Here is a 22,045-nt window from a genome sequence, read left to right as displayed (position 1 = left end):
ACGATTTCAGAGCAAACCGCAACGCTGTTTGCTGCGCGTTTCAGCCTCCTGATAGAGCGTAAACTCGTCATACACCGGGCATCCCAGCGCGTCTTCAAACGCATCGCGGCTGGCGTTACCGTGGCTGCGGGCCTGGGTTTCGTTCCCGAGATTGGACTGGAAAATCCCCGCGGCGCTGACCGGGAGGAAATCTTCGTAGGTGATCGGCTGGGCAACCACCCATCCGCGCTCGATCAGCGGCTGCGGATCGTCGCCCGGACGAAACGCATGCCGATGCGCTTCCCCGGCTGGCGTCAGGCGGTAGCGGAAATAAGCCAGCTCCTGACGGCGCATGAGCATTTCGCTGTCCGGGAAGGCGCTAAAGATCTCCCGCAGATGCAGCTGATGGGTCAGGTTATCTTTACCGGTACCGGCCTGGGCGAGAAGGCTATCGTACAGTTCACGGCCTTTCGGGGTCAGCGCCACGCCGCGCTGTTCAATCTCACCGAAGCGCGCGGTGTGGGTGCCTTTATGTTCACCGGCAAACAGCACCGGCTCTTCCAGCGCCTTGAAGCTGGTTTGACGCAATAAGACGGGCACCTCGCGACGCGGCGGCCCTTCGATCAGAATTTTTGGCTCGATACCGTACTTCGGCATCAGCTCCTGCACCCGGTCAATGTCCAGCGTGCGCGGCGTGAGGTGGTTAATGTGGCAGCCCGGGAAGCAGACCACGTCGGCAATCAGACGGTGCTCGTTGTGCAGCGCCAGATAGGTTTCCTGATCGACCGTCGCATGGCGGTGCCAGCGGAAGGTTTCTAACGCTTCCTGCACAAATTCGTGCGCCTGTGCGTCAGTAAACTGCCCTTCCGACTCGTGGAGGTCGATCAGTTCCAGGCAGCGCGGGGTGAAGATGTTGCGGTGAGACAGGATCTCCGCGGCCCGCTCGCGCAGCGCGACGTTTTCAATCAGCTCAAGACGCAGCAGCGAGGTAAAGATACGAAACGGATTACGGCACAGCGCCGCATCCTCTATCGGACGAAACGCCGTTGAGTGGACGGGCACCCCCGCCTGAGAGAGATCGTAATAGCTGACCGGGTACATACCCATAATGGCAAACATACGGCGCAGGGTTGAAAGCTCCTGTGCCGTGCCCACGCGGATCGCCCCGTGACGCTCCACGTTCAGGCGTGCAAGCTCATCGGCGTTAGCCAGTTGTTCATGTAATAGTGGATTATTTTCCAGAACCGCCAGGTTTACGTCCGCAACCAGTTCAAGCAAGGTGCCGTACTGCGGAACTTCCTGCTGGTACATCGCCGACATAGCCTGCGAAAAGTGTTCCCGAATGTCATCAGCCGTGATGGTGTTCGCCATGATGTCATGCCTCCAGTGAATATTACCTGGAGTGTAGAGAAACCCGTTCCTTCCGGGGGGAAGAATTTCTGAATTGTGATCTTAAGACGACAGTGGTCAAACCGTGTGCTATCAGGCCCCTGAACAGCGCCGAACGGAACCGCCCTTTCAGCCTGAACGCTTTTATCCAGGATTTTCCTTATAATTATTTAGGGTTCCGCTTTCTATCTATAAAGGAGTATTTTTTGGCTCTCTTCTGAATGCAAATTAACCAATTCGAGTACGCCATTATTTTTATCCTCTTCTTTCAAATTTTTAGCTCGAAGTTAGGATTAATCTGAATGGTTGTTTACAAGTCCTTCCTGTCTATCCATATTTCTCTTTTAAGCGAAGCGCAAATTTACAAATATTTAAAAATAACGCAACCGCAAATAGCAAAACGCATTTGACGGATGACGCACAGCGACTAGAGTTATTACTCGAACGACGAGTGATACGGAATATTTTCGTATCGTACTGACATAACCAATATATGACTATGAGGTTTAATATGGCAGAGCATCGTGGTGGTTCCGGTAATTTCGCTGAAGACCGTGAAAAAGCATCAGAAGCTGGACGTAAAGGTGGCCAGCATAGCGGTGGGAACTTTAAAAACGATCCGCAACGCGCTTCTGAAGCGGGTAAGAAAGGAGGACAGAACAGTCACGGCGGAGGCCGTAAATCTGATAACTCCTGATCTTATTTAATACTCTTTTAATAAAACCAGAGAGCATGCTGCGGGCTGAAAAGCTCGCAGTACCCTTTCTTTATTTTACCGGAGCGTAATTATTATGAATATGAAAAGCGTCGAGGATGTCTTTATTCATCTTCTCTCGGATACCTACAGCGCAGAAAAGCAGCTTACCCGTGCGTTAAGCAAACTTGCCCGCGCCGCCTCCAGCGAGAAGCTGAGCGCCGCTTTTACCGCACACCTTGAGGAGACGCAGGGTCAGATCGAACGTATCGACCAGATCGTCGAGCAGGAAGACGGTATCAAGCTTAAGCGCATGAAGTGCGTGGCAATGGAAGGCTTAATTGAAGAAGCCAACGAAGTCATCGAAAGCACGGAAAAAAATGAAGTACGTGATGCCGCACTTATTGCCGCCGCGCAAAAAGTCGAGCATTACGAAATTGCCAGCTACGGTACCCTTGCCACACTAGCTGAACAACTGGGCTATAAAAAAGCCGTTAAGCTTCTTGCCGAAACGCTGGAAGAAGAAAAAGAGACCGACCTTAAACTCACCGACCTGGCCGTAGGAAATATTAACCAAAAAGCGCAGAAATGACGCAATAATACAGGTTAAATAAAATGAGCATCAGTCCCATGACAATTAAACGGTGCCATTTAGCGGCAGCCATAATATGGTTCACTCTCGCCATCCCTTCCGTAATATGGTGGAAGAACAGCGTGCTATGGGTCATTATCATCAGCATTTACGCCAATATTGTCGGCCATTTATCTGGCTACAGTGCCGCGCGTGCCGATCAGGCTGCTGAAAGTGAGACCAAATAAGCGAACCCCTAATGAGGATACAATGATGAATCACGTAGAACACTACCATGACTGGCTACGCGATGCCCATGCGATGGAAAAGCAAGCCGAATCTATGCTGGAATCCATGGCCAGCCGTATCGATAATTATCCTGATGTTCGCGCCCGAATTGTGCAGCATATTAATGAGACAAAACGGCAAATTACATTGCTGGAAGAAATCCTCGACCGTAATGATATTTCTCGTTCGGTTTTAAAAGATTCGATGAGCAAAATGGCGGCGCTCGGCCAGTCCATCGGCGGCATGTTCCCGTCTGATGAGATCGTGAAGGGTTCGATCAGCGGCTATGTTTTCGAACAGTTTGAAATAGCCTGTTATACCTCCCTGCTCGCTGCGGCGAAGAAAGCAGGCGACACGGCCTCGGTACCTGCCATCGAGACGATTCTGGCGGAAGAACGCGAAATGGCCGACTGGCTGATTCGCCATATTCCGCAGACCACGGAACAGTTCCTGCTGCGTTCAGACGCATCGGGCGTCGAAGCAAAAAAATAATCAGGGAGAATCGCCATGTTCCGACACGTCAAACAGCTGCAATACACGGTTCGCGTTGCCGAACCGAACCCAGGCCTCGCCAACCTTTTACTGGAACAGTTCGGTGGGCCTCAGGGCGAACTGGCTGCCGCCTGCCGGTACTTTACGCAAGGATTGAGCGATGACGATCCGGGCCGTAAAGATATGCTGATGGATATCGCCACCGAGGAGCTAAGCCACCTCGAAATCATCGGTACCCTGGTCGGCATGCTGAATAAAGGTGCCAAAGGCGCGCTGGCTGAAGGGGTGGAAAACGAGGCCGAGCTGTATCGCTCCATGACCGAAAACGGCAATGACAGCCACATCACCTCCCTGCTCTACGGTGGCGGCACCCCGCTCACTAACTCGGCGGGCGTGCCCTGGACGGCGGCCTACGTCGACACCATCGGCGAACCGACGGCGGACCTGCGCTCAAACGTGGCAGCAGAGGCCAGAGCGAAAATCATCTATGAACGGCTGATCAACGTGACCGACGATCCCGGCGTAAAGGATGCCCTGGCGTTTCTGATGACGCGCGAGGCGGCGCATCAGCTCTCCTTTGAGAAGGCGCTGCAGTCCATCCGTAATAATTTCCCACCGGGAAAATTACCGCCAATCGAGGAATTCACCAACAAGTACTACAATATGTCTGAAGGTGGAGAGGTTCGCGGAAGCTGGAACAGCGATAAACATTTCGATTACGTTGAGTCCCCCCAGCCTGCGGTTGACGGCGGTGATGGCAGCGCAAGCGTCACGCTCACGACCGAACAGGCAACCCTGGTCAAGGCGATGTCTGCCCGCACGAAGTCCGATCCACATTCTGACCCGCTGACCGGTGCCGAGCTGGGTGCCGGTAAGACTAAACCGTAATCGGTTTTGCCGGGCAGCCATAAACTGCCCGGCAATTCTCGTGCCCCATCGTTTCAGAGGTACGGACCATGTTCGAACTCGACGCGTTCCATCTGGCCAGAATTCAGTTCGCTTTTACCGTCTCGTTTCATATCCTTTTTCCTGCGATCACCATCGGCCTCGCCAGCTATCTGGTGGTGCTGGAGGGCATGTGGCTGCGCACCAAAAACGACGTCTGGCGATCGTTGTACCATTTCTGGCTCAAGATATTTGCCGTTAACTTCGGGATGGGTGTCGTTTCCGGCCTGGTCATGGCGTACCAGTTTGGCACCAACTGGAGCGGGTTCTCACAGTTCGCGGGCAGTATTACCGGCCCTCTTCTGACCTATGAAGTCTTAACCGCCTTCTTCCTTGAAGCCGGTTTCCTTGGCGTCATGATGTTCGGCTGGAATAAGGTCGGCCCGGGCCTGCACTTCTTTTCAACCTGCATGGTGGCGCTCGGCACGCTGATGTCGACCTTCTGGATCCTCGCGTCCAACAGCTGGATGCATACGCCGCAGGGCTTCACTATCGAGAACGGACAGGTTATTCCGCAGGACTGGCTGGCGATCGTCTTTAATCCCTCCTTCCCTTATCGCCTGATTCATATGGCTATCGCCGCGTTTCTGAGCAGCGCGCTGTTTGTTGGCGCGTCGGGCGCATGGCACCTGCTGCGCGGTAACGATACCCCCGCCGTCCGCACCATGTTTTCCATGGCGATGTGGATGGCGCTGCTGGTCGCACCCATCCAGGCGGTCGTGGGCGATATGCACGGCCTGAACACGCTTGAGCACCAGCCGGCTAAAATTGCCGCCATTGAGGGGCACTGGGAAAATCCGCCGGGCGAGGCCACCCCACTGCTGCTGTTTGGCCTGCCGGATATGGAGGAGGAGCGCACCAAATACGGTCTGGAGATCCCCGCGCTTGGCAGCCTTATCCTGACCCACAGTCTGGATAAGCAGGTCCCGGCGCTGAAGGATTTTCCGAAAGAAGATCGCCCTAATTCGACCATCGTCTTCTGGTCGTTCCGCGTCATGGTCGGGATGGGGCTGCTGATGATTACCCTCGGGCTGATTAGCGTCTGGCTGCGCTATCGTCATCGACTTTTCCACTCTCGCCCGTTCCACTGGTTTGCCCTCTGCATGGGGCCTGCCGGGCTGCTGGCGCTGCTCGCCGGCTGGGTCACCACCGAGGTGGGCCGTCAGCCGTGGGTGGTCTACGGCTATCTGCGCACCATCGACGCGGTATCGCTGCACAGCACCCTGCAGATGAGCATCAGCCTGCTGGCGTTCTTCGTCGTCTACTCGTCGGTGTTTGGGGTGGGCTATGTTTACCTCATCCGGCTGATTAAGAAAGGACCGCAGCCTGTCGATACGCTGACGTCAAACACCTCGGGCACACCCGCCCGTCCGCTGTCTGCCGCTGAGTCTGTTCCTGAACAGGAGAGAAACTGATGGGCGTCGATATCTCAGTTATCTGGTTTGCCATCATCGTCTTTGCCACGCTGATGTACATCATCATGGATGGCTTTGATTTGGGCATCGGCCTGCTGTTTAACTTCGTGGGCGATGCGAAGGAGCGCGATGTGATGGTCAACAGCGTGGCGCCGGTCTGGGACGGCAACGAGACCTGGCTGGTGCTCGGCGGCGCGGGCCTGTTCGGCGCGTTTCCGCTGGCCTATGCGGTGATTATTGATGCGCTCACCATTCCTCTCACCGCGATGCTGATCGGCCTCATCTTCCGCGGCGTCGCCTTTGAGTTCCGCTTCAAAGCCACGCCGTCGCACCGCAAATTCTGGGATTACTCCTTTGCCGGCGGCTCTCTGCTCGCCACCTTCAGCCAGGGCGTGGTGGTGGGCGCCGTGATTAACGGCTTCGACGTTGAGGGGCGGCGTTTCGTCGGCTCCGCGCTTGACTGGCTCACCCCCTTTAACCTCTTCTGCGGTATCGGGCTGGTTGTGGCCTACACGCTGCTGGGCACCACCTGGCTCATCATGAAAAGTGAAGGCGCGCTGCAGGCCCGCATGCGCGAGCTGACCCGCCACGTGCTGCTGGCGCTGGTCGTGGTGATTGCGGTAGTGAGCATCTGGACGCCGCTCGGCTGGCAGTACGTAGCCGACCGCTGGTTTACCCTGCCCAACTTCTTCTGGTTCCTGCCGGTGCCTCTGCTGGTTGCGCTTTTCAGCGTGCTGATCTGGCGCCTGACCCGCAACCCGGCCAGCCACGCTCGCCCCTTCCTGCTGACGCTGGGGCTTATTTTCCTCGGGTTTAGCGGGCTCGGCATCAGCCTCTGGCCGAACATTATTCCGCCGCGCATCACCCTGTGGGAAGCCGCGGCCCCGCCTGCCAGCCAGCTGTTTATGCTGGTAGGCACGTTGCTGATTATCCCGGTGATCCTGGTGTACACCGCCTGGAGCTACTACGTCTTCCGGGGCAAAGTGTCTGATACTGAAGGCTATCACTGAGGAACGCTATGACCGACTGGCATACACGAGCCATTATTTATCAGATTGATACCGCGCTATTTTATGATTTGAACGGCGATGGCTGCGGGGACATCGCCGGGATCGCGGCCAAGCTGCGCTATATACGCCGCATGGGGGCGACGGTCATCTGGATCACCCCGTTTTACCTCACGCCCTTTCTCGATGAAGGCTACGACGTCAGCGACCACCTCCAGGTGGATCCCCGCTTCGGAAAGCTGGCCGATATCATCGCCTTTATCGAGCAGGCCCGCGAGCTGGGCATGCAGGTCATTATTGAGCTACTGATCCAGCACACGTCGGACGCGCATCCCTGGTTCCAGCAGGCCCGCCGCAACCCGGCGTCACCCTATCGTGATTATTACCTCTGGTCGGATAACGACGAGGACGATACGCCCCCCATGTTTCCAGGCGTGGAAGAGAGCATCTGGACCTGGGACGACGAGGCGGGACAATACTACCGGCACATGTTCTATCGCCACGAGCCGGATCTGAACCTCACCTCGCCCGCGGTGCTTAAAGAGATTGAAAACATCATCCTCTTCTGGCTCAAGCTGGGCGTGTCGGGATTTCGCCTCGATGCCGCGTCCCACCTCACCACCCAGGCGGGAAACGGTGATGAAAAAAAGGGTCTGTGGATCCTCGAACATATGCGGCGTCTTATCGAAGAGCGCAATCCGGACGCGATCCTGCTGGGCGAAGTTGACGTAGACGTTGAGGCCTATAAAGACTACTTCGGCAATAACGACCGTCTGAATCTGGTGCTCAATTTCTGGCTCAACAAGTATTTCTACGTCAGCCTGGCCCGCAAAAGCGCCCGCCCGCTGCGCAATGCGGTGAAGAAGATGATCGTCCCGCCTGACTCCTGCTGTTTTGCCAACTGGCTGCGCAATCACGACGAGCTGGATCTGGAAGGCATCAGTCAGAAAGACAAACAGTTTGTCCTCGATACCTTCGCCCCTGATGAGGAGATGAACGTCTATCAGCGCGGGATCCGCCGCCGCCTGGCGCCGATGCTCAACGGCGATCGGAAGCGGCTGGCGTTCTGCCACGCGGTGCTGTTTTCCCTGCCGGGTGTCCCGGTGATGCGCTACGGCGACGAGATAGGCATGGGTGACGACCTGGATCTGGAGGAGCGCTACGCCGTCCGCACCCCGATGCAGTGGGCAGGATCGCAAGGAGGTGGTTTCTCTGCAGCTGACCCGGAAAAGTTTATCGCGCCGATTATCGACCATGGCCCTTACCGCTATCAGAAAGTCAACGTCGCCGATTCGCTGCTTCACCACAACTCGCTCCTGCACCGGATCATCGATATTGCCACTACCCGCTCGGAGTTCCCCGAAATTGCCGTTGCGCCCTTTCGCATTATCACAATCGATGATGACGCGGTGCTGGGGCTTTATTACGAGACCGACGAGCGCAGCATCCTGACCTTCGTCAACTTCAGCGACCAGCCGGTGCAGTTCACCGCCAAAGGGATCCGCAACGCCACCTGGACCGCCTGTCTCGAGGACAAGCGCTACGATGACGCGCTGATTTGCGGTAAAACCGTTCAGCTCAGCCTTGGCGGCTACGGCTATCGCTGGTTCTGGACGCACCGTAGCGCGCTGCGCTGACTACGGTTTCCGGCGAGTTATCAGACGCGTCAGCACTATTCCCGCCACCGCGAGGGCGCCAAGGGCCACTTTCCCCGGCATGCCGGAGGTGACGGACGGCGCGCGGGTTTTCGCCTCGTCAGTAAAACGGCCATGGATTTTATGCAGATCGTTAACCGGCTGGTCGAGGTAGTCCCGGCGATCCGGCGCGTTGAGATCGTCGGTCATCTGGCCTTCCCACGCCTTTTTCACCATCAGCCGGTCAAGAAAACCGGGGAAGAAAAATTGCCCGACGATGGACTGGATGGTGCTGCTGCCAACCCACAGCTCGCGCACCGGCTTTTGCGCCACCCTGAAGATGGCGCTGGCGGCCACCTCAGGCTCAAAGACCGGCGGCACCGGGCGCATCGCCCAGGCGAACTTGTTCCTCGCCCATTCGAACTGCGGGGTATTGAGCCCCGGCATCTGGACCATCGAAAGCTGAACCCGGCTGTTCTCATGCATCAGCTCGGTACGCACCGCATCGGTGAACCCGCGGATCGCCGCTTTTGCCCCGCAGTAGGCTGACTGCAGCGGAATGGAACGGTAGGCCAGCGCGGAGCCCACCTGGATAATCACCCCCCTGTCGCGCGGAACCATAAGTTCGAGCGCGGCGCGAGTGCCGTTCACGTAGCCGAGGTAGGTCACGTCAGTCACGCGCCGAAATTCGTCCGGCGTAAGGGTTCGGAACGGTGCCAGAACGGCCCCCATGGCGTTGTTCACCCAGACATCAATCGCGCCGAGGCGATACTCAATTTCCTTAGCGGCATCCACCACCGCCTGGCTGTCGGCGACGTCCGCCTGCACGGCGTGGGCATTAACGCCAAAGCGCCGTAGCTCCTCCTGGGTAGAGTGCAGGCTGGCTTCATCGCGGGCGATGAGCCCCACGTCGTAACCCGCCTTTGCAAAATGCAGCGCCGTGGCTTTTCCCACGCCCGCCGTCCCGCCGGTAATCACTATGACAGCCATAGAACCTCCACCTGAGTTTATCCGTTATTCCCGTCCGACAAGGTTGTCACCAGTTCAGCCAGCGAGTAATGCACCGCTTTTTCGACCACATCCTGACAGTCACCGGAGAAAAGCACGGTGCGGGTCTTCGTCTCGCCGCGTATGTTCCACGCGAAGCAGACCGTCCCCGCCGCCGTGCCGTCGTCGCCCCCTTCCGGACCCGCGTAGCCGCTGATGGCGATGCTGATATCGGCCTGGGCGATGTCGCGGATACTGGCGGCCATTTCGGTTACCGTCTGCTCGCTCACGGCCGTAAACCGCTCAAGCGTCTCAGGACGCACGCCGAGGATCCGCGCTTTAGCTTCATCGCTGAACACGACCAGCCCAACATCATAAAATTCGGCGGTGTTTTCCTCTGCGCAAAGCGCCACCGAGAGTTTTCCGCCCGTGCAGGACTCCGCGGTGGTTAAGCGAAGCCCGAGATCGGTTAATTTGCTCGCCAGCTTTTTCGTCAGTTCACCCACGGTATTATTGCTGTCGTGAAAAAGATTGCTCATCTTGCCGCCTCTTATTTCTCGAAAGGAATGATTGAAATATGCCCATTGCGCTCAAGTATGGCATATTTAATGTCGCTTATTTCCGTAATGCCATTATTTTGGCGCGCTGACACCAGAATATCATCACAGGACACGTCAACTTTTTTCAGTTTATCGGCTAACGGCACGCCGTTCTCCACCAGAATAACAGGCGTGCCATCCAGAATATTCTCCACCGGAGAAAAATACTTCTTCATTAGTCCGAAAATAATATCTACTACCACCAGCGTGGTAATGGTAATCATCGCGCCGGTGACGGAAAAATCCTGTCCGAGAAGCGCCTGCTGCGTGGCTTCACTAATTATCAGGAGCAGAATGAGATCGAAGCTGGTCATCTGCAGCAGCGCGCGACGCCCGGCCACTTTAAATACCACCACCAGAAACAGATAAATAGCCAGCGCGCGAAAGACCATATCCATATCAGCCTCCTACGGATAAATAAATTGCCAGATGTTAATTTCCGGCTCGCTGTTGACGCGGATGACGGTTTTCCATTTACCGGCTCTGGAAGGTGTCGTGAAGAGTAACACGGAGAAGCTGTCTGTTTTTTTCAGGTTGTTATAGACAAAATAGAGAGTCTTCCCGCGGCTGAACATAGCGTCCGGCTGCGGCCAGACGCTGCCGGGCTCATACGCATCGCTGCTCTCGCTGGTCATGCTGAGGACATACTTCCCCTCGCTCTGCACCGGAAACGCGAGCGCCATCCGGGTCTCTGTCTCCCGTCGTCCAAAGCGTTCATAGTCTATGGTCAATGATTTAGCGGAATTCGTTTTAACCGTGTCGCTGACCATTCCGCTGGAAAACAGACCGGCAATCGCCGCGACGATAACACCCAGCAGAACAATAAATCCCACCTGACGAAACGCGTATTCAAACGTCAGCAAACGGTAACTCTCATCTATCCCGGGTAACTTTTCATTTTCACGCTTCATGGTCATCGTCACCGTTTCGCTTATTATCCGATAATTTTGATTTCTAACGCGAATGTTTTTAGGACTTATCACATTTGCCACATAAAGGAATAGCAACAATACTTAATAAGTCAAGACACGCAAAATGAAGGATATCGGATGAAATTATCACTTATTTCCGCTTTATTGATATTTCTGGTTCCGGCCGCATGGGCAGATAATAACGGGGGTTTACAAAAAGGCGAAGCACCACCGCCTCCCCACGCGCTTGATAGCGGATATCGCGGAACCGACGACGCGCGTATTATGACCATCAAGCAGGCAAAAGAATTGCACGATGGTGCGACAATTTCATTACGCGGTAATCTTATTGACGGTAGCGGCGATAAGTTTGTATTTCAGGATAAAACCGGAAAAATCGACGTTATTATTCCCCAGGCAGTCTTCGACGGCAGAACGGTAAAACCCGACCAGATGATCAGTATCAACGGTTCGCTTGATAAAAAATCATCTCCTGCCGTCGTCCGTGTAGATCGTTTGCAGAAATAATTCAGCGAAGCGTTAACGCTGCAGTTATCCATCAAATCTCACCCCTTGGCTTAAGGAGTCAGCTATGAGTGATACTAAACAACGTACGAACGCTTACCCGCAGCCCCCGTTCCCGGAACAGCCGCAAACGCCGCCGGGACTGGCATCCGAAATGCAGCCCGTACCCGACCACGGGGAACAAAGCTATAAAGGGCATGGCCGCCTTGCCGGCAAAAAAGCGCTGATTACCGGCGGAGACTCCGGCATTGGTCGCGCGGTCGCTATCGCCTATGCGCGTGAAGGCGCTGACGTTGCCATTAACTACCTGCCCGAAGAGGAAAAAGACGCCGCTGAGGTCATCGAGCTGATCGAAGCGGAAGGCCGCAAGGCCATCGCGTTGCCGGGTGACGTCCGGGACGAAACCTTCTGTCAGAATCTGGTCGAAGAAGCCGTGTCGAAACTGGGCGGGCTGGACATTCTGGTCAACAACGCCGGCCGTCAGCAGTTCCGTGAATCGCTTGAGGAACTGACCACGGAAGATTTTGACGCAACGTTTAAAACCAACGTTTACGCTCCGTTCTGGATCACCAAGGCGGCCCTGCGCCACCTGAAAGCGTCGTCCGTTATCATTAATACCTCCTCCGTTCAGGCGGTGAAGCCCAGCCCCGTGCTGCTGGACTATGCCCAGACGAAAGCCTGTCTGGCGGTGTTTACCAAATCCTTAGCCAAGCAGCTGGGTCCGAAAGGCATTCGCGTCAACGCGGTTGCTCCTGGCCCTTACTGGACGGTTCTTCAGTCCAGCGGCGGGCAGCCGATGGAAAAAGTGAAGGAGTTCGGTGGCGACACCCCGCTGGGACGTCCGGGCCAGCCCGTCGAGATTGCCCCGCTGTACGTCACGCTGGCCTCGGATGAATGTTCATTTACGTCCGGCCAGGTGTGGTGCTCCGATGGCGGCGACGGCGTGATCTAAACCGGTAGACGATACCCCTCCGCAGTGAGCAATAAACGAACAAGGATGTTCGCTTTTATTCCCCCGCCAAAAAACATGTTGTAACTCAAACAGATCAAATGTTAAAAATATTTTGCTATCAGGTTATCAAAATTAAACAACTTAACTTGTCACCCGCATCGCTCTGTTTTTAACATCGCCTATGGAAAAAAATGGTCTGTTCAGTCAGCGCATACGCTTGCGCCATTTGCATACATTTGTGGCCGTCGCTCAACAGGGAACGCTGGGGCGTGCGGCTGAAACTCTCAACCTGAGCCAGCCTGCGCTCTCAAAAACCCTCAACGAGCTGGAACAGCTGACCGGCGCCCGTCTTTTTGACCGCGGCCGGCTGGGGGCGCAGCTTACCATCGTGGGCGAACAGTTCCTCACGCACGCCGTTAAAGTGCTGGATGCGCTCAATACCGCAGGCCAGTCCCTGCACCGAAAAGAAGAGCAATCCAGTGAGGTGGTGCGCGTGGGCGCTCTGCCTACCGCGGCGCTGGGCATTCTTCCGCCCGTTATCGGCCATTTCCACAAGCAGCAGCGGCATACCACGATTCAGGTCGCCACCATGAATAACACCATGCTGCTCGCGGGGCTGAAATCCGGCGAACTGGATCTCGGGATCGGTCGCATGTCCGACCCTGAGCTGATGGGCGGCCTCAACTATGAACTGCTGTTCCTGGAGTCTCTGAAGCTGGTGGTTCGTCCCGATCACCCCCTGCTGCAGGACACGGTCACGTTAAGCCGCGTGATGGAGTGGCCGGTAGTGGTCTGCCCAAAAGGGACCGTTCCCCGCCAGACCGCCGAAACCTTGCTGCAAATGCAGGGGTGTACGCTGCCCTCAGGATGTATCGAAACGCTGTCGGCCTCGCTTTCGCGCCAGCTTACGCTGGATTATGACTACGTCTGGTTCGTCCCCTCCGGCGCGGTGAAAGATGATTTACGTCAGGGAACGCTGATCGCCCTGCCGATTACCTCCCCCGGCCCCGGTGAACCTATCGGCATTTTGACCCGCGTAGACACGCCGCTTTCAACGGGCGCGCAGACGCTGCTGAGCGCTATCCGTAAATCAATGCCGGTCTGACAACTTTCGCCCTCCTCATCCTAACCCTCTCCCCAACGGGGCGAGGGTTCACCAGCCATTTTTCCACCCGAAGCGATAAATATTGCCTCAGGAAAATGAAGAACTTACAGCGACGCTCTGGTCCGGCTGTAAATCGCCGAAGCGTTTCCGCAAGGCCGGGGCGAGGCGCAGGGATGCGCCGAGAGGGCGTGGCCTGCAGGGATGCAGGCTCATGCCCGACCCGATAGCCTGAAGGAATAAGCTGAGGACAAAATTGCCGGGAGCAATTTTGGACAGCGCCTGCGCTGGCCCTGAAAGGGTGAGCCCCAGGGATGGGGCGAGCAATCCGCGAAGCGGCGATTTACCGCCGGGAGCCCGGGTTGCCAGGGCGGTGGCGATTGAGCCGCCCAGGCACGTTCACAGGCCATGTCGTTACAGAGTAGCAAGAAACATAAAGTGAACGGAATGACCACCACAGCCGTATGTTCCCCCTCACCCCAGCCCTCTCCCTCAAGGGAGAGGGGCCGTCTGCGCCCTAATCAATTAATGCGAAATCATTCATTAACAATTGCGTAAAACAATTTAACAGTTTTATCATAGCGACGAATTCACCAAATGGTTCGTAAATAATTTTACAACTCCGAATTCACCCGTATTAATCATTCTTCCCTCCGCATTTATTACCCAACTGGTACACACCCAGCACGACGGGGGGATCTTAAGGAGACAGAAATGGCATTTGGCAGCGCGCCACGTGGGATACCGCGTATCCTGCAGTGGCTCCTTGCCGGACTGATGTTGCTCATCGGTCTGGCAGTCGGCGGGCTGGGCTTTAAGCTCGTCACCGTAGGCGGAAGTGGATACTTCCTGATAATGGGCGCGGTGATGGTGATTGCCGCGATCCTGATTTTCCTCAATCGCAGCAGCGGGATCGTGCTTTACGCCATCGCCTTTATTGCCTCGCTGTTCTGGGCGGTAGGCGATGCGGGCTGGGATTTCTGGCCGCTCTTCTCTCGCCTGTTTACCTTTGCCGTACTGGCCTTCCTCTGCGCCATCGTCTGGCCTTTCCTGCGCGCGGCAAACCACAGCGTTGCGAACAAGGCTCCCGCTTTTGGCGTCGCGGCCGTGCTCGCGGTGGCGATGCTGGTCAGCCTGGGCTGGATGTTTAAGCCGCAGACCCTCGTGGCAGCGAACGAGCCCGTTCCGGTGAAACCCGTCGCCCCCGGCGAGCAGCAAAAGAACTGGGCGCACTGGGGTAATACCACCCACGGCGACCGTTTCGCCGCGCTGGACCAGATTAACAAGCAAAACGTCCGCGATCTGAAAGTCGCGTGGGTTGCGCACACAGGCGATATTCCGCAGAGCAACGGCTCCGGCGCGGAAGATCAGAACACGCCATTGCAGATTGGCGACACGCTGTACGTCTGTACCCCGTACAGTAAAGTGCTGGCGCTGGACGTGGATTCCGGCAAAGAAAAATGGCGCTACGATTCCAAAGCCACGGCGCCTAACTGGCAGCGCTGCCGCGGTCTGGGCTATTTTGAAGACCATTCCAGCGTGACAACGTCACAGGCAGAGACACCGCCTGCGGCATGCCCTCGCCGCCTGTTCCTGCCGACCACCGACGCCCGCCTGATTGCCATCAACGCGGATACCGGCAAGGTCTGCGAAGACTTCGGTGACCATGGCACCGTGGATCTGAGCGTCGGCATGGGCGAGATCAAGCCCGGGTATTATCAGCAGACCTCCACGCCGCTGGTCGCCGGGAATGTCGTTGTCGTCGGCGGTCGCGTCGCGGATAACTACTCCACCGGCGAACCGCCGGGCGTGGTGCGCGCCTACGACGTTCACACCGGTAAACTGGCGTGGGCGTGGGATCCGGGTAATCCGAACCTGACCGGCCTGCCGCCGGAAGGCCAGACCTACACGCGCGGCACGCCGAACGTCTGGTCAGCAATGTCCTACGACGCTAAGCTGAACCTGATCTACCTGCCAACCGGCAACGCCACCCCGGACTTCTGGGCGGGCGAACGTACCGCGCTGGACGATAAATACAGTTCCTCCATCGTCGCCGTCGACGCGACCACCGGTCAGGTGCGCTGGCATTTCCAGACAACCCACCACGACCTGTGGGACTTTGACCTGCCTTCCCAGCCGCTGCTGTACGACCTGCCCGACGGTAAGGGCGGTACCACGCCCGTGCTGGTGCAGACCAGCAAGCAGGGCATGATCTTCATGCTTAACCGCGAAACCGGCAAGCCGGTGGCGAAGGTAGAAGAACGTCCTGTCCCTGCGGGTAACGTTGAAGGTGAACGCTACTCTCCGACCCAGCCGTATTCCGTTGGCATGCCGATGATTGGCAACCAGACGCTGACCGAATCCGACATGTGGGGGGCGACGCCTGTTGACCTGCTGCTGTGCCGCATTCAGTTTAAAGAGATGCGTCATCAGGGCGTCTTCACCCCGCCGGGTCTCGACCGTTCCCTGCAGTTCCCTGGCTCACTCGGCGGGATGAACTGGGGGAGCGTCTCCGTTGACCCGAACAACAGCCTGATGTTCGTCAACGATATGCGCCTGGGCCTGGCAAACTACATGGTGCCGCGCGCTAACGTGGCGAAAAACGCCAGCGGCATCGAGATGGGCATCGTACCGATGGACGGCACGCCGTTCGGCGCGATGCGCGAACGCTTCCTGTCGCCGCTGGGCATTCCGTGCCAGAAGCCGCCGTTTGGCACCATGTCGGCCGTTGACCTGAAAACCGGCAAGCTGGTGTGGCAGGTGCCTGTTGGCACGGTGGAAGATACCGGGCCGCTGGGCATTCGTATGCACATGCCAATCCCAATCGGCATGCCGACGCTGGGCGCGTCACTCTCTACCCAGTCCGGCCTGCTGTTCTTCGCCGGCACGCAGGATTTCTACCTGCGCGCGTTTGATACCGCCACCGGGAAAGAGATCTGGAAAGACCGTCTGCCGGTCGGCAGCCAGTCCGGCCCGATGACCTACGTGTCGCCGAAAACCGGTAAGCAGTACATCATCATCAACGCCGGGGGCGCCCGACAGTCGCCGGATCGCGGGGATTACGTTATCGCGTACGCGTTACCCGATAAGCAATAAGATGTGAAAAAGGGACCGAAAGGTCCCTTTTTTTTGCCCGGTGGCGACTCAGAACGTCTCCCAGTTATCCCCGGAAACCGTCGCCGCCGGACGCAACGGCGCGTTCTTCGATACTGGCGCAGACATCACCGCGCGGCCCGGCTTTGTACTGCTCAGACGAAACGCCCCAACCGCCTCGGTCAGACGCGCGCCCTGTTCTTCCAGAGACGCGGCGGCCGCAGAGGCTTCTTCCACCAGCGAGGCGTTCTGCTGGGTCACTTTATCCATCTCAGAAATCGCCTGGCTCACCTGCACGATACCGCGGCTCTGCTCATCGGACGCGGCGGCAATCTCCAGCATGATGTCGGTCACGCGTTTAACCGCTTCGACGATTTCATTCATGGTGTTACCGGCAGCCACAACCTCACCGGAGCCCTGGTCGATCAGCGAGACCGATTCGTTAATCAGGCTTTCGATCTCTTTTGCGGCATTCGCACTGCGGCTTGCAAGGGTTCGGACTTCGCTTGCCACCACGGCAAAACCGCGCCCCTGCTCGCCCGCCCGCGCCGCTTCTACCGCCGCGTTAAGCGCCAGGATATTGGTCTGGAACGCAATGCTGTTGATGACGGCGGTGATCTCGGAGATTTTTTTCGAACTGGTGGAGATATTGCCCATGGTTTTGACCACGCCTGAGACCATCTGGCCGCCGCGGCTGGCTTTCCCGGAGGCATCTTCCGCAAGCTTGCTGGCATGATGGGCGTTATCGGCGTTCTGTTTGACCGTCGCGGTCAGCTGTTCCATGCTTGCGGCGGTTTGCTCAATGGCCGCAGCCTGCTGTTCGGTACGCGAAGAGAGATCGGTGTTACCGGCGGAAATCTCGCTCGTGCCACGGTAGATCTCCTCCGCCCCCTGACGTACGGTGCCTACGGTGTTTTCAAGCGAGTGCTGCATGGTTTGCAGATCGCGCGTCAGGCGGCCAATTTCGCTGCGCCCGGCCACGTCGTCCGGCATCGTCAGGTCGCCTTTGGCGATATTCTCGATACGTTTCGCTGCACGCTGCAACGGATTAATGACCGTGCGGCGGAGCACGACAAAGGTCATCGCCGTCAGCACCAGCGCAAGCGCAAACGCGCCCACCATAAACATCAGGCCCAGCTGCGTACGGCTGTGCGCCTGCGCCGTCAGCGCATTGGCACGCTCGGTGCGGATCTTAATCGCCTTCAGCAGCACGGCGTTGTAAGCGTCATCCAGCGGACGCGCCGTTTCGTTTTCGTGGTTGATAATCGCTTCGAACATGCCGTTTTTGGCGAATTTCACCATCGGCTGCATGCCCGCAATATAGGCGTCGTACCGCGCCTTGAGATCCTCATCCAGCGCTGCACCCTCAGCGGTACGCACGGCACGATTCATATAGGCGGTAAAGCTCTCCTGGGACTGCTTAATGCGCGTTTCCGCCTCGCTGATGTTCTGCTTCATCGCATCCATCTCCGCGATACGGCTTGCCGCACCGGCGTGGATCAGATTAATACGCGCGGTACGCAGATGGTTTGAGCTGTTCGATAGCCCCATACGCACCTGAATTTCGGACGTGACATCCTGCTGATCGTTATCGGCCTGCAGCAGGAAATACCCCGCCAGACCCGAGCTCAAGGCGAACAGAAGAATAATGCCACCGAGAATGGAGGAAAACAGCGGAACCAGCCTGATGTGATGCAAGAAGCTCAGCTTGCGCTGCGCCTGCATCGAAGTAGTGTTGTCCATGACCGTCGACTCTCTTGTAGGTAAGATGCGTAAAAACATGCGTGTTAAATAGTCATCGGCACGGTGGGGATTTAGATTACGGCTAAAAACGCCGCACTGGTCACACTTTAGAGAAGATTATTAAAGAAACGCCAGCGGTGAAAAACCGCCGGCAGAAGAGTTACTTGTCGCCGAAATGAATGACGGTACGGATGGATTTTCCTTCGTGCATCAGATCGAACGCGTCGTTGATCTGCTCCAGCGGCAAGCGGTGGGTAATGAACGGATCGAGCTGAATCTTGCCGACCATAGCATCTTCAACCATACCCGGAAGCTGGGTACGGCCCTTCACGCCGCCAAACGCGGAACCGCGCCATACGCGACCGGTGACCAGCTGGAACGGACGGGTTTTAATCTCCTGGCCCGCGCCGGCCACGCCAATGATGATGCTCTCGCCCCAGCCTTTGTGGCAGCATTCGAGTGCGGAACGCATCACGTTCACGTTGCCGATACATTCGAAGCTGAAGTCAACGCCGCCGTCGGTCATCTCAACGATGACGTCCTGAATCGGTTTTTCGTGATCTTTCGGGTTCACGAAATCGGTCGCGCCCATTTCACCCGCCAGCCTGAATTTCTCCGGGTTGGTGTCGACCGCGATGATACGCCCGGCCTTCGCCTGCACCGCGCCCTGAATCACCGCCAGACCAATGCCGCCGAGACCGAACACCGCCACGGTGTCGCCCTCTTTGACTTTTGCCGTGTTATGCACCGCGCCAATACCGGTGGTCACGCCGCAGCCCAGCAGGCAGACTTTATCCAGCGGCGCCTGCGGGTTCACCTTCGCCAGGGAAATTTCCGCGCAAACGGTGTACTCGCTGAAGGTGCTGGTGCCCATGTAGTGGTAAACAGGCTCGCCGTTATAGGAGAAACGGGTGGTACCGTCCGGCATCAGCCCTTTCCCCTGAGTGGCGCGAACCGCCTGGCAGAGGTTGGTTTTACCGGATTTACAGAACTTACACTCGCCGCATTCCGCGGTGTACAGAGGGATAACGTGATCGCCAGGCTTCAGGCTGGTCACTCCCTCGCCCACTTCCACCACAATCCCGCCGCCTTCATGACCCAGCACCGCCGGGAAGACGCCTTCCGGATCGTCACCGGAGAGCGTAAACGCATCGGTATGGCACACGCCGGTATGGGTGATTTTGATCAGCACTTCGCCTTTCTTCGGCGGTGCCACGTCGATTTCAACGATTTTCAGCGGCTGGCCGGGACCAAATGCAACTGCAGCGCGAGATTTCATCATGTCTTCCCTTTTTGTCAGGTGTGTGGGTTTATTTTAGATAAGAGCGCAGCAAATGGCCGACTTCCGCCATGCGTACGGCTCGCTGATCCGGCGTGGTTTCCCCCGTCACCAGCTCATCTTTGAGGTGAATTTCAACCATTTCGCCCATCAGGCCATTGGCAGCCCCGCGCACGGCGGCGATTTGCTGCAGGATGGCCAGACAGGGGTCGCCCGACTCCAGCGCGCGTTCAAGGGCATCAACCTGACCCCGAATGCGGCGGACGCGAGTAAGAATACGTTTTTTATCTTCGGGTGAATGCGGCATACGCCCTCCTGATACTATAGGGGGGTATTGTACCTATTTTATCCTTAAGATGTAAACACTCTGTTTTTTATGGTTAATACGCACTTCGGTAACGTTACGTATTACTCCGGCAGCGCTATCCCTGAAATCTCGGTACAAATATCGATGAGACGATCCTGCAATACAACGTCGTGCGCCTGCGGATTAGCCGTCATGCGCTTCATGTGGTAGAAATATTTCCCCGTTACGTCAGCCGCAGAATCACGGCTGGCGGCAAGCCAGGCCTGGGTCAGGTGCGCCTGGTCCATATCGTCCGGGGCATGCGGCCCCCCCATATTTGTCGGCACCCAGCCAGGCTCGAGGCTGTTACTACGCACATCACGCCAGCGACGCGCCAGAGCAAAAGCCAGCATAGCGTCGTGCAATTTGCTCTCCGCATAGGCGTCTGAGCCATTCCAGCGACGTTTGCGCCAGAGAATATCATCCAGGTTTGCCCGGGCATGATGATGCATACCCGAACTCAGATAGACGAGGCGCTGTGGACGTTCAATCAACGCGGTGAGGATGTAAGCCGAGAGCGTGTTGATCGCGAAAACATGCGGCAGCCCGTCGCGGGTCAGGCGATACGCTTCATTGTAGCCAACGGCAGCATTGTGGATGACGGCATCGAAGCGTCCCAGGGCGTTGACACGTAATGCCGTTTGCCTGGCACCTTCCATTGTCTCCAGGTCACCGACAACGACGGCTTCAGCCTGCGGTAAGGCGCGTTGGGCATCTTCTGCACGGTTCGCATTACGCGCGTGCAACACAACCTGATGTACTTGTTGAACCAGCAGTTCGGCTGCCATCAGACCCAGGCCTGTGGACGAACCGGAGATGAAAATGCGTGACATATAATTTCTCCAGATTAGTAAACCGACAGCAAGCGCTGCCGGCTCGGATGTTAATTCAGGATTGCTGTATGCGAGACGCGCTCGCAATCAGCGCACCCAGCAGCGCACAGACCGCACCAGACAGATATACAGCGGCATAACTAAACTGACCGGCGATCAGGCCAGCTACCGGCCCGGCGATTCCATAAGCGACATCCAGAAATGCAACGAACGCGCCCATTGCGCTGCCGCGGTTGGCTTGTGGAACACGTCTTAAGGCTTCGACGCCCAATGCGGGGAAAACCAGCGCACAGCCCAGTCCGGTAACCAGCGCACCTGCAAGTGCCATCCATTCGTTTGAACCCAACCACAGCATTGCCTGGCCTAGCGCTTCAACCACCAGTGACCAAACTGCAACGCGATAGCCGCCCATTTGGTCTGGCAGATGCCCCAGGGCGAGGCGAACGAAAATAAAACCCAGACCAAACGCAGTCATCACCAGGCCGGCGTTCTGCCAGTGATGTGCCGCAAAGTACAGCGAGGCAAAAGCGGTTAGTCCTGACAACCCCACGCCCTGCAGCATTAATCCCAGCCCTTCGCGCCAGATGCGCCCTACTACGCGATGGAATGGCAGTCGCGGACCTCCAGGCGATATATATGATGGGGTACAAAATGCAACCAGAGCGGCCAACATCGGTGCAGCGATACAGGCAATCATCGCCATTGCGAGGCTGTAATGCTGATATAACGCCATGCCAGCAGGAGCACCAATCGACAGCGCCGCGAACATCGCGATGCCGGTCCAGGACATGGACATACCGGTGCGCTGAGGGCCAACTGAAGCAATTGCCCAGGAGACACATCCCGTCACGAACTGACTTTCGCCAAAACCGGCCATCAGACGACCTGCGATAACAATGCAAAGGGTTGCAGCAGGCGATAAATCCGTTACCGAAGCCACCAGATACAGCGCCCCTGCTATCGCTGAAAGGATTGCTCCTTGGAGAGCAGAACGTTTACCGCCCTGCTGGTCTGTAACCCGTCCGGCATAGCCGCGGGTCAGGACGGTGGCCAGAAACTGGATGCCGATCGCCAGTCCCACCACGAGGTTGCTGAAGCCGAGATGGCCATGGATGAACAATGGAATCACCGGCAGCGGCAGTCCGACTGCCAGATAGCCAAAGAAAAGTGCGGCAATAACGCCCGTTGCCGGGCGGGGAAGCAGGACGCGCGGGGTGTTATCCTCCGCGAACCGCTTAATGGCGAGGGCTCCCATGTCATT

The 22,045-nt window shown here is 57.0% G+C and carries 22 protein-coding genes; 12 read left to right on the top strand and 10 right to left on the bottom strand.

The window, feature by feature from the left end:
• Positions 1–6: 6 nt before the first annotated feature.
• A complete protein-coding gene (locus IM317_RS04940; RefSeq protein ID WP_033145503.1) occupies positions 7–1,350 on the bottom strand; it encodes a VOC family protein in 1,344 nt (447 codons plus the stop codon).
• 529 nt (positions 1,351–1,879) lie between these two features.
• Between IM317_RS04940 and IM317_RS04935 the strand changes: the two genes are divergently transcribed.
• From IM317_RS04935 to IM317_RS04900, 8 genes are all read left to right on the top strand, one after another.
• Positions 1,880–2,065, top strand: coding sequence for a general stress protein (locus IM317_RS04935; RefSeq protein ID WP_004150795.1), 186 nt, complete (start codon positions 1,880–1,882; stop codon positions 2,063–2,065).
• A gap of 94 nt (positions 2,066–2,159) precedes the next feature.
• The gene (locus IM317_RS04930; RefSeq protein ID WP_008502272.1) at positions 2,160–2,654 is read left to right on the top strand and encodes a ferritin-like domain-containing protein; all 495 of its coding nucleotides are present in this window, start codon (positions 2,160–2,162) and stop codon (positions 2,652–2,654) included.
• 23 nt (positions 2,655–2,677) lie between these two features.
• Positions 2,678–2,881: a hypothetical protein gene (locus tag IM317_RS04925; protein ID WP_033145502.1), complete on the top strand. Its 204-nt coding sequence runs from the start codon at positions 2,678–2,680 to the stop codon at positions 2,879–2,881.
• A 25-nt stretch (positions 2,882–2,906) separates the two neighbouring features.
• Positions 2,907–3,413: a ferritin-like domain-containing protein gene (locus tag IM317_RS04920; protein ID WP_033145501.1), complete on the top strand. Its 507-nt coding sequence runs from the start codon at positions 2,907–2,909 to the stop codon at positions 3,411–3,413.
• Positions 3,414–3,428: 15 nt separating this feature from the next.
• Positions 3,429–4,301, top strand: coding sequence for a manganese catalase family protein (locus IM317_RS04915; RefSeq protein ID WP_008502274.1), 873 nt, complete (start codon positions 3,429–3,431; stop codon positions 4,299–4,301).
• A gap of 68 nt (positions 4,302–4,369) precedes the next feature.
• The gene (locus IM317_RS04910; protein WP_033145500.1) at positions 4,370–5,773 is read left to right on the top strand and encodes a cytochrome ubiquinol oxidase subunit I; all 1,404 of its coding nucleotides are present in this window, start codon (positions 4,370–4,372) and stop codon (positions 5,771–5,773) included.
• Positions 5,773–6,783, top strand: a complete 1,011-nt coding sequence (gene cydB, locus IM317_RS04905; protein WP_033145499.1) for a cytochrome d ubiquinol oxidase subunit II — start codon at positions 5,773–5,775, stop codon at positions 6,781–6,783. The genes IM317_RS04910 and cydB overlap by 1 nt, the downstream gene beginning before the upstream one ends.
• Positions 6,784–6,791: 8 nt before the next feature.
• Entirely contained in the window at positions 6,792–8,417 is a 1,626-nt protein-coding gene (locus tag IM317_RS04900) for an alpha-amylase family protein (protein WP_033145498.1), read from the top strand.
• Here the strand turns inward: IM317_RS04900 and IM317_RS04895 are convergent, their stop codons facing one another.
• Genes IM317_RS04895 through IM317_RS04880 form a run of 4 tightly spaced genes read right to left on the bottom strand, consistent with a single transcriptional unit; the run spans position 8,418 to position 10,911 of the window.
• On the bottom strand, positions 8,418–9,404 hold the full coding sequence (locus IM317_RS04895; protein ID WP_033145497.1) for an SDR family oxidoreductase: 987 nt from the start codon (positions 9,402–9,404) through the stop codon (positions 8,418–8,420). It lies immediately after the preceding gene.
• A gap of 17 nt (positions 9,405–9,421) precedes the next feature.
• Complete coding sequence (locus IM317_RS04890) at positions 9,422–9,940, bottom strand: 2-oxo-tetronate isomerase (protein ID WP_032657136.1); 519 nt, start codon at positions 9,938–9,940, stop codon at positions 9,422–9,424.
• A gap of 11 nt (positions 9,941–9,951) precedes the next feature.
• Entirely contained in the window at positions 9,952–10,398 is a 447-nt protein-coding gene (locus IM317_RS04885) for a DUF421 domain-containing protein (protein WP_023311671.1), read from the bottom strand.
• Positions 10,399–10,407: 9 nt separating this feature from the next.
• The gene (locus tag IM317_RS04880) at positions 10,408–10,911 is read right to left on the bottom strand and encodes a hypothetical protein (RefSeq protein ID WP_033146535.1); all 504 of its coding nucleotides are present in this window, start codon (positions 10,909–10,911) and stop codon (positions 10,408–10,410) included.
• Between the two features lie 138 nt (positions 10,912–11,049).
• Here IM317_RS04880 and IM317_RS04875 point away from each other — a divergent pair, with 138 nt between their 5' ends.
• The 4 genes from IM317_RS04875 to IM317_RS04860 all read left to right on the top strand — a co-directional run bounded on the left by IM317_RS04875 (position 11,050) and on the right by IM317_RS04860 (position 16,586).
• A complete protein-coding gene (locus IM317_RS04875; RefSeq protein ID WP_023311669.1) occupies positions 11,050–11,439 on the top strand; it encodes a YdeI family stress tolerance OB fold protein in 390 nt (129 codons plus the stop codon).
• A 64-nt stretch (positions 11,440–11,503) separates the two neighbouring features.
• Positions 11,504–12,388 carry an SDR family oxidoreductase gene (locus tag IM317_RS04870; RefSeq protein ID WP_033145496.1) on the top strand — a complete coding sequence of 295 codons (885 nt, stop codon included), beginning with the start codon at positions 11,504–11,506 and terminating at the stop codon, positions 12,386–12,388.
• A 181-nt stretch (positions 12,389–12,569) separates the two neighbouring features.
• Positions 12,570–13,493, top strand: coding sequence for a LysR substrate-binding domain-containing protein (locus IM317_RS04865; protein ID WP_193362467.1), 924 nt, complete (start codon positions 12,570–12,572; stop codon positions 13,491–13,493).
• Positions 13,494–14,204: 711 nt separating this feature from the next.
• Complete coding sequence (locus tag IM317_RS04860) at positions 14,205–16,586, top strand: glucose/quinate/shikimate family membrane-bound PQQ-dependent dehydrogenase (protein ID WP_033145494.1); 2,382 nt, start codon at positions 14,205–14,207, stop codon at positions 16,584–16,586.
• A gap of 48 nt (positions 16,587–16,634) precedes the next feature.
• Here the strand turns inward: IM317_RS04860 and IM317_RS04855 are convergent, their stop codons facing one another.
• From IM317_RS04855 to IM317_RS04835, 5 genes are all read right to left on the bottom strand, one after another.
• Positions 16,635–18,326 carry a methyl-accepting chemotaxis protein gene (locus IM317_RS04855; protein WP_033145493.1) on the bottom strand — a complete coding sequence of 564 codons (1,692 nt, stop codon included), beginning with the start codon at positions 18,324–18,326 and terminating at the stop codon, positions 16,635–16,637.
• 160 nt (positions 18,327–18,486) lie between these two features.
• Entirely contained in the window at positions 18,487–19,605 is a 1,119-nt protein-coding gene (locus IM317_RS04850) for an S-(hydroxymethyl)glutathione dehydrogenase/class III alcohol dehydrogenase (protein ID WP_033146534.1), read from the bottom strand.
• Between the two features lie 31 nt (positions 19,606–19,636).
• On the bottom strand, positions 19,637–19,912 hold the full coding sequence (locus IM317_RS04845; protein ID WP_003857256.1) for a metal/formaldehyde-sensitive transcriptional repressor: 276 nt from the start codon (positions 19,910–19,912) through the stop codon (positions 19,637–19,639).
• A gap of 101 nt (positions 19,913–20,013) precedes the next feature.
• Positions 20,014–20,784, bottom strand: a complete 771-nt coding sequence (locus tag IM317_RS04840; protein WP_033145492.1) for an SDR family NAD(P)-dependent oxidoreductase — start codon at positions 20,782–20,784, stop codon at positions 20,014–20,016.
• A 55-nt stretch (positions 20,785–20,839) separates the two neighbouring features.
• Positions 20,840–22,039 (bottom strand): arabinose transporter, encoded by a 1,200-nt coding sequence (locus IM317_RS04835; protein WP_080277774.1) that lies wholly within the window; start codon positions 22,037–22,039, stop codon positions 20,840–20,842.
• Positions 22,040–22,045 lie beyond the last annotated feature (6 nt).

The sequence above is a fragment of the Enterobacter cloacae complex sp. S3 genome, assembly GCF_014930495.1.
In the GTDB taxonomy this organism is placed as follows: domain Bacteria; phylum Pseudomonadota; class Gammaproteobacteria; order Enterobacterales; family Enterobacteriaceae; genus Enterobacter; species Enterobacter asburiae_B.
The sequence above is the reverse complement of the archived record's forward strand: the minus strand, read 5'-3'. Positions and strand labels throughout refer to the sequence as shown.

Coding starts and splice junctions, on each gene's coding strand:
- cydB (WP_033145499.1), top strand. CDS start 5,773: ATGGGCGTCGATATCTCAGTTATCTGGTTTGCCATCATCGTCTTTGCC.
- IM317_RS04900 (WP_033145498.1), top strand. CDS start 6,792: ATGACCGACTGGCATACACGAGCCATTATTTATCAGATTGATACCGCG.
- IM317_RS04885 (WP_023311671.1), bottom strand. CDS start 10,398: ATGGATATGGTCTTTCGCGCGCTGGCTATTTATCTGTTTCTGGTGGTG.
- IM317_RS04895 (WP_033145497.1), bottom strand. CDS start 9,404: ATGGCTGTCATAGTGATTACCGGCGGGACGGCGGGCGTGGGAAAAGCC.
- IM317_RS04865 (WP_193362467.1), top strand. CDS start 12,570: ATGGAAAAAAATGGTCTGTTCAGTCAGCGCATACGCTTGCGCCATTTG.
- IM317_RS04880 (WP_033146535.1), bottom strand. CDS start 10,911: ATGAAGCGTGAAAATGAAAAGTTACCCGGGATAGATGAGAGTTACCGT.
- IM317_RS04910 (WP_033145500.1), top strand. CDS start 4,370: ATGTTCGAACTCGACGCGTTCCATCTGGCCAGAATTCAGTTCGCTTTT.
- IM317_RS04940 (WP_033145503.1), bottom strand. CDS start 1,350: ATGGCGAACACCATCACGGCTGATGACATTCGGGAACACTTTTCGCAG.
- IM317_RS04920 (WP_033145501.1), top strand. CDS start 2,907: ATGAATCACGTAGAACACTACCATGACTGGCTACGCGATGCCCATGCG.
- IM317_RS04930 (WP_008502272.1), top strand. CDS start 2,160: ATGAATATGAAAAGCGTCGAGGATGTCTTTATTCATCTTCTCTCGGAT.
- IM317_RS04925 (WP_033145502.1), top strand. CDS start 2,678: ATGAGCATCAGTCCCATGACAATTAAACGGTGCCATTTAGCGGCAGCC.
- IM317_RS04875 (WP_023311669.1), top strand. CDS start 11,050: ATGAAATTATCACTTATTTCCGCTTTATTGATATTTCTGGTTCCGGCC.
- IM317_RS04850 (WP_033146534.1), bottom strand. CDS start 19,605: ATGAAATCTCGCGCTGCAGTTGCATTTGGTCCCGGCCAGCCGCTGAAA.
- IM317_RS04845 (WP_003857256.1), bottom strand. CDS start 19,912: ATGCCGCATTCACCCGAAGATAAAAAACGTATTCTTACTCGCGTCCGC.
- IM317_RS04855 (WP_033145493.1), bottom strand. CDS start 18,326: ATGGACAACACTACTTCGATGCAGGCGCAGCGCAAGCTGAGCTTCTTG.
- IM317_RS04935 (WP_004150795.1), top strand. CDS start 1,880: ATGGCAGAGCATCGTGGTGGTTCCGGTAATTTCGCTGAAGACCGTGAA.
- IM317_RS04860 (WP_033145494.1), top strand. CDS start 14,205: ATGGCATTTGGCAGCGCGCCACGTGGGATACCGCGTATCCTGCAGTGG.
- IM317_RS04840 (WP_033145492.1), bottom strand. CDS start 20,784: ATGTCACGCATTTTCATCTCCGGTTCGTCCACAGGCCTGGGTCTGATG.
- IM317_RS04915 (WP_008502274.1), top strand. CDS start 3,429: ATGTTCCGACACGTCAAACAGCTGCAATACACGGTTCGCGTTGCCGAA.
- IM317_RS04890 (WP_032657136.1), bottom strand. CDS start 9,940: ATGAGCAATCTTTTTCACGACAGCAATAATACCGTGGGTGAACTGACG.
- IM317_RS04870 (WP_033145496.1), top strand. CDS start 11,504: ATGAGTGATACTAAACAACGTACGAACGCTTACCCGCAGCCCCCGTTC.
- IM317_RS04835 (WP_080277774.1), bottom strand. CDS start 22,039: ATGGGAGCCCTCGCCATTAAGCGGTTCGCGGAGGATAACACCCCGCGC.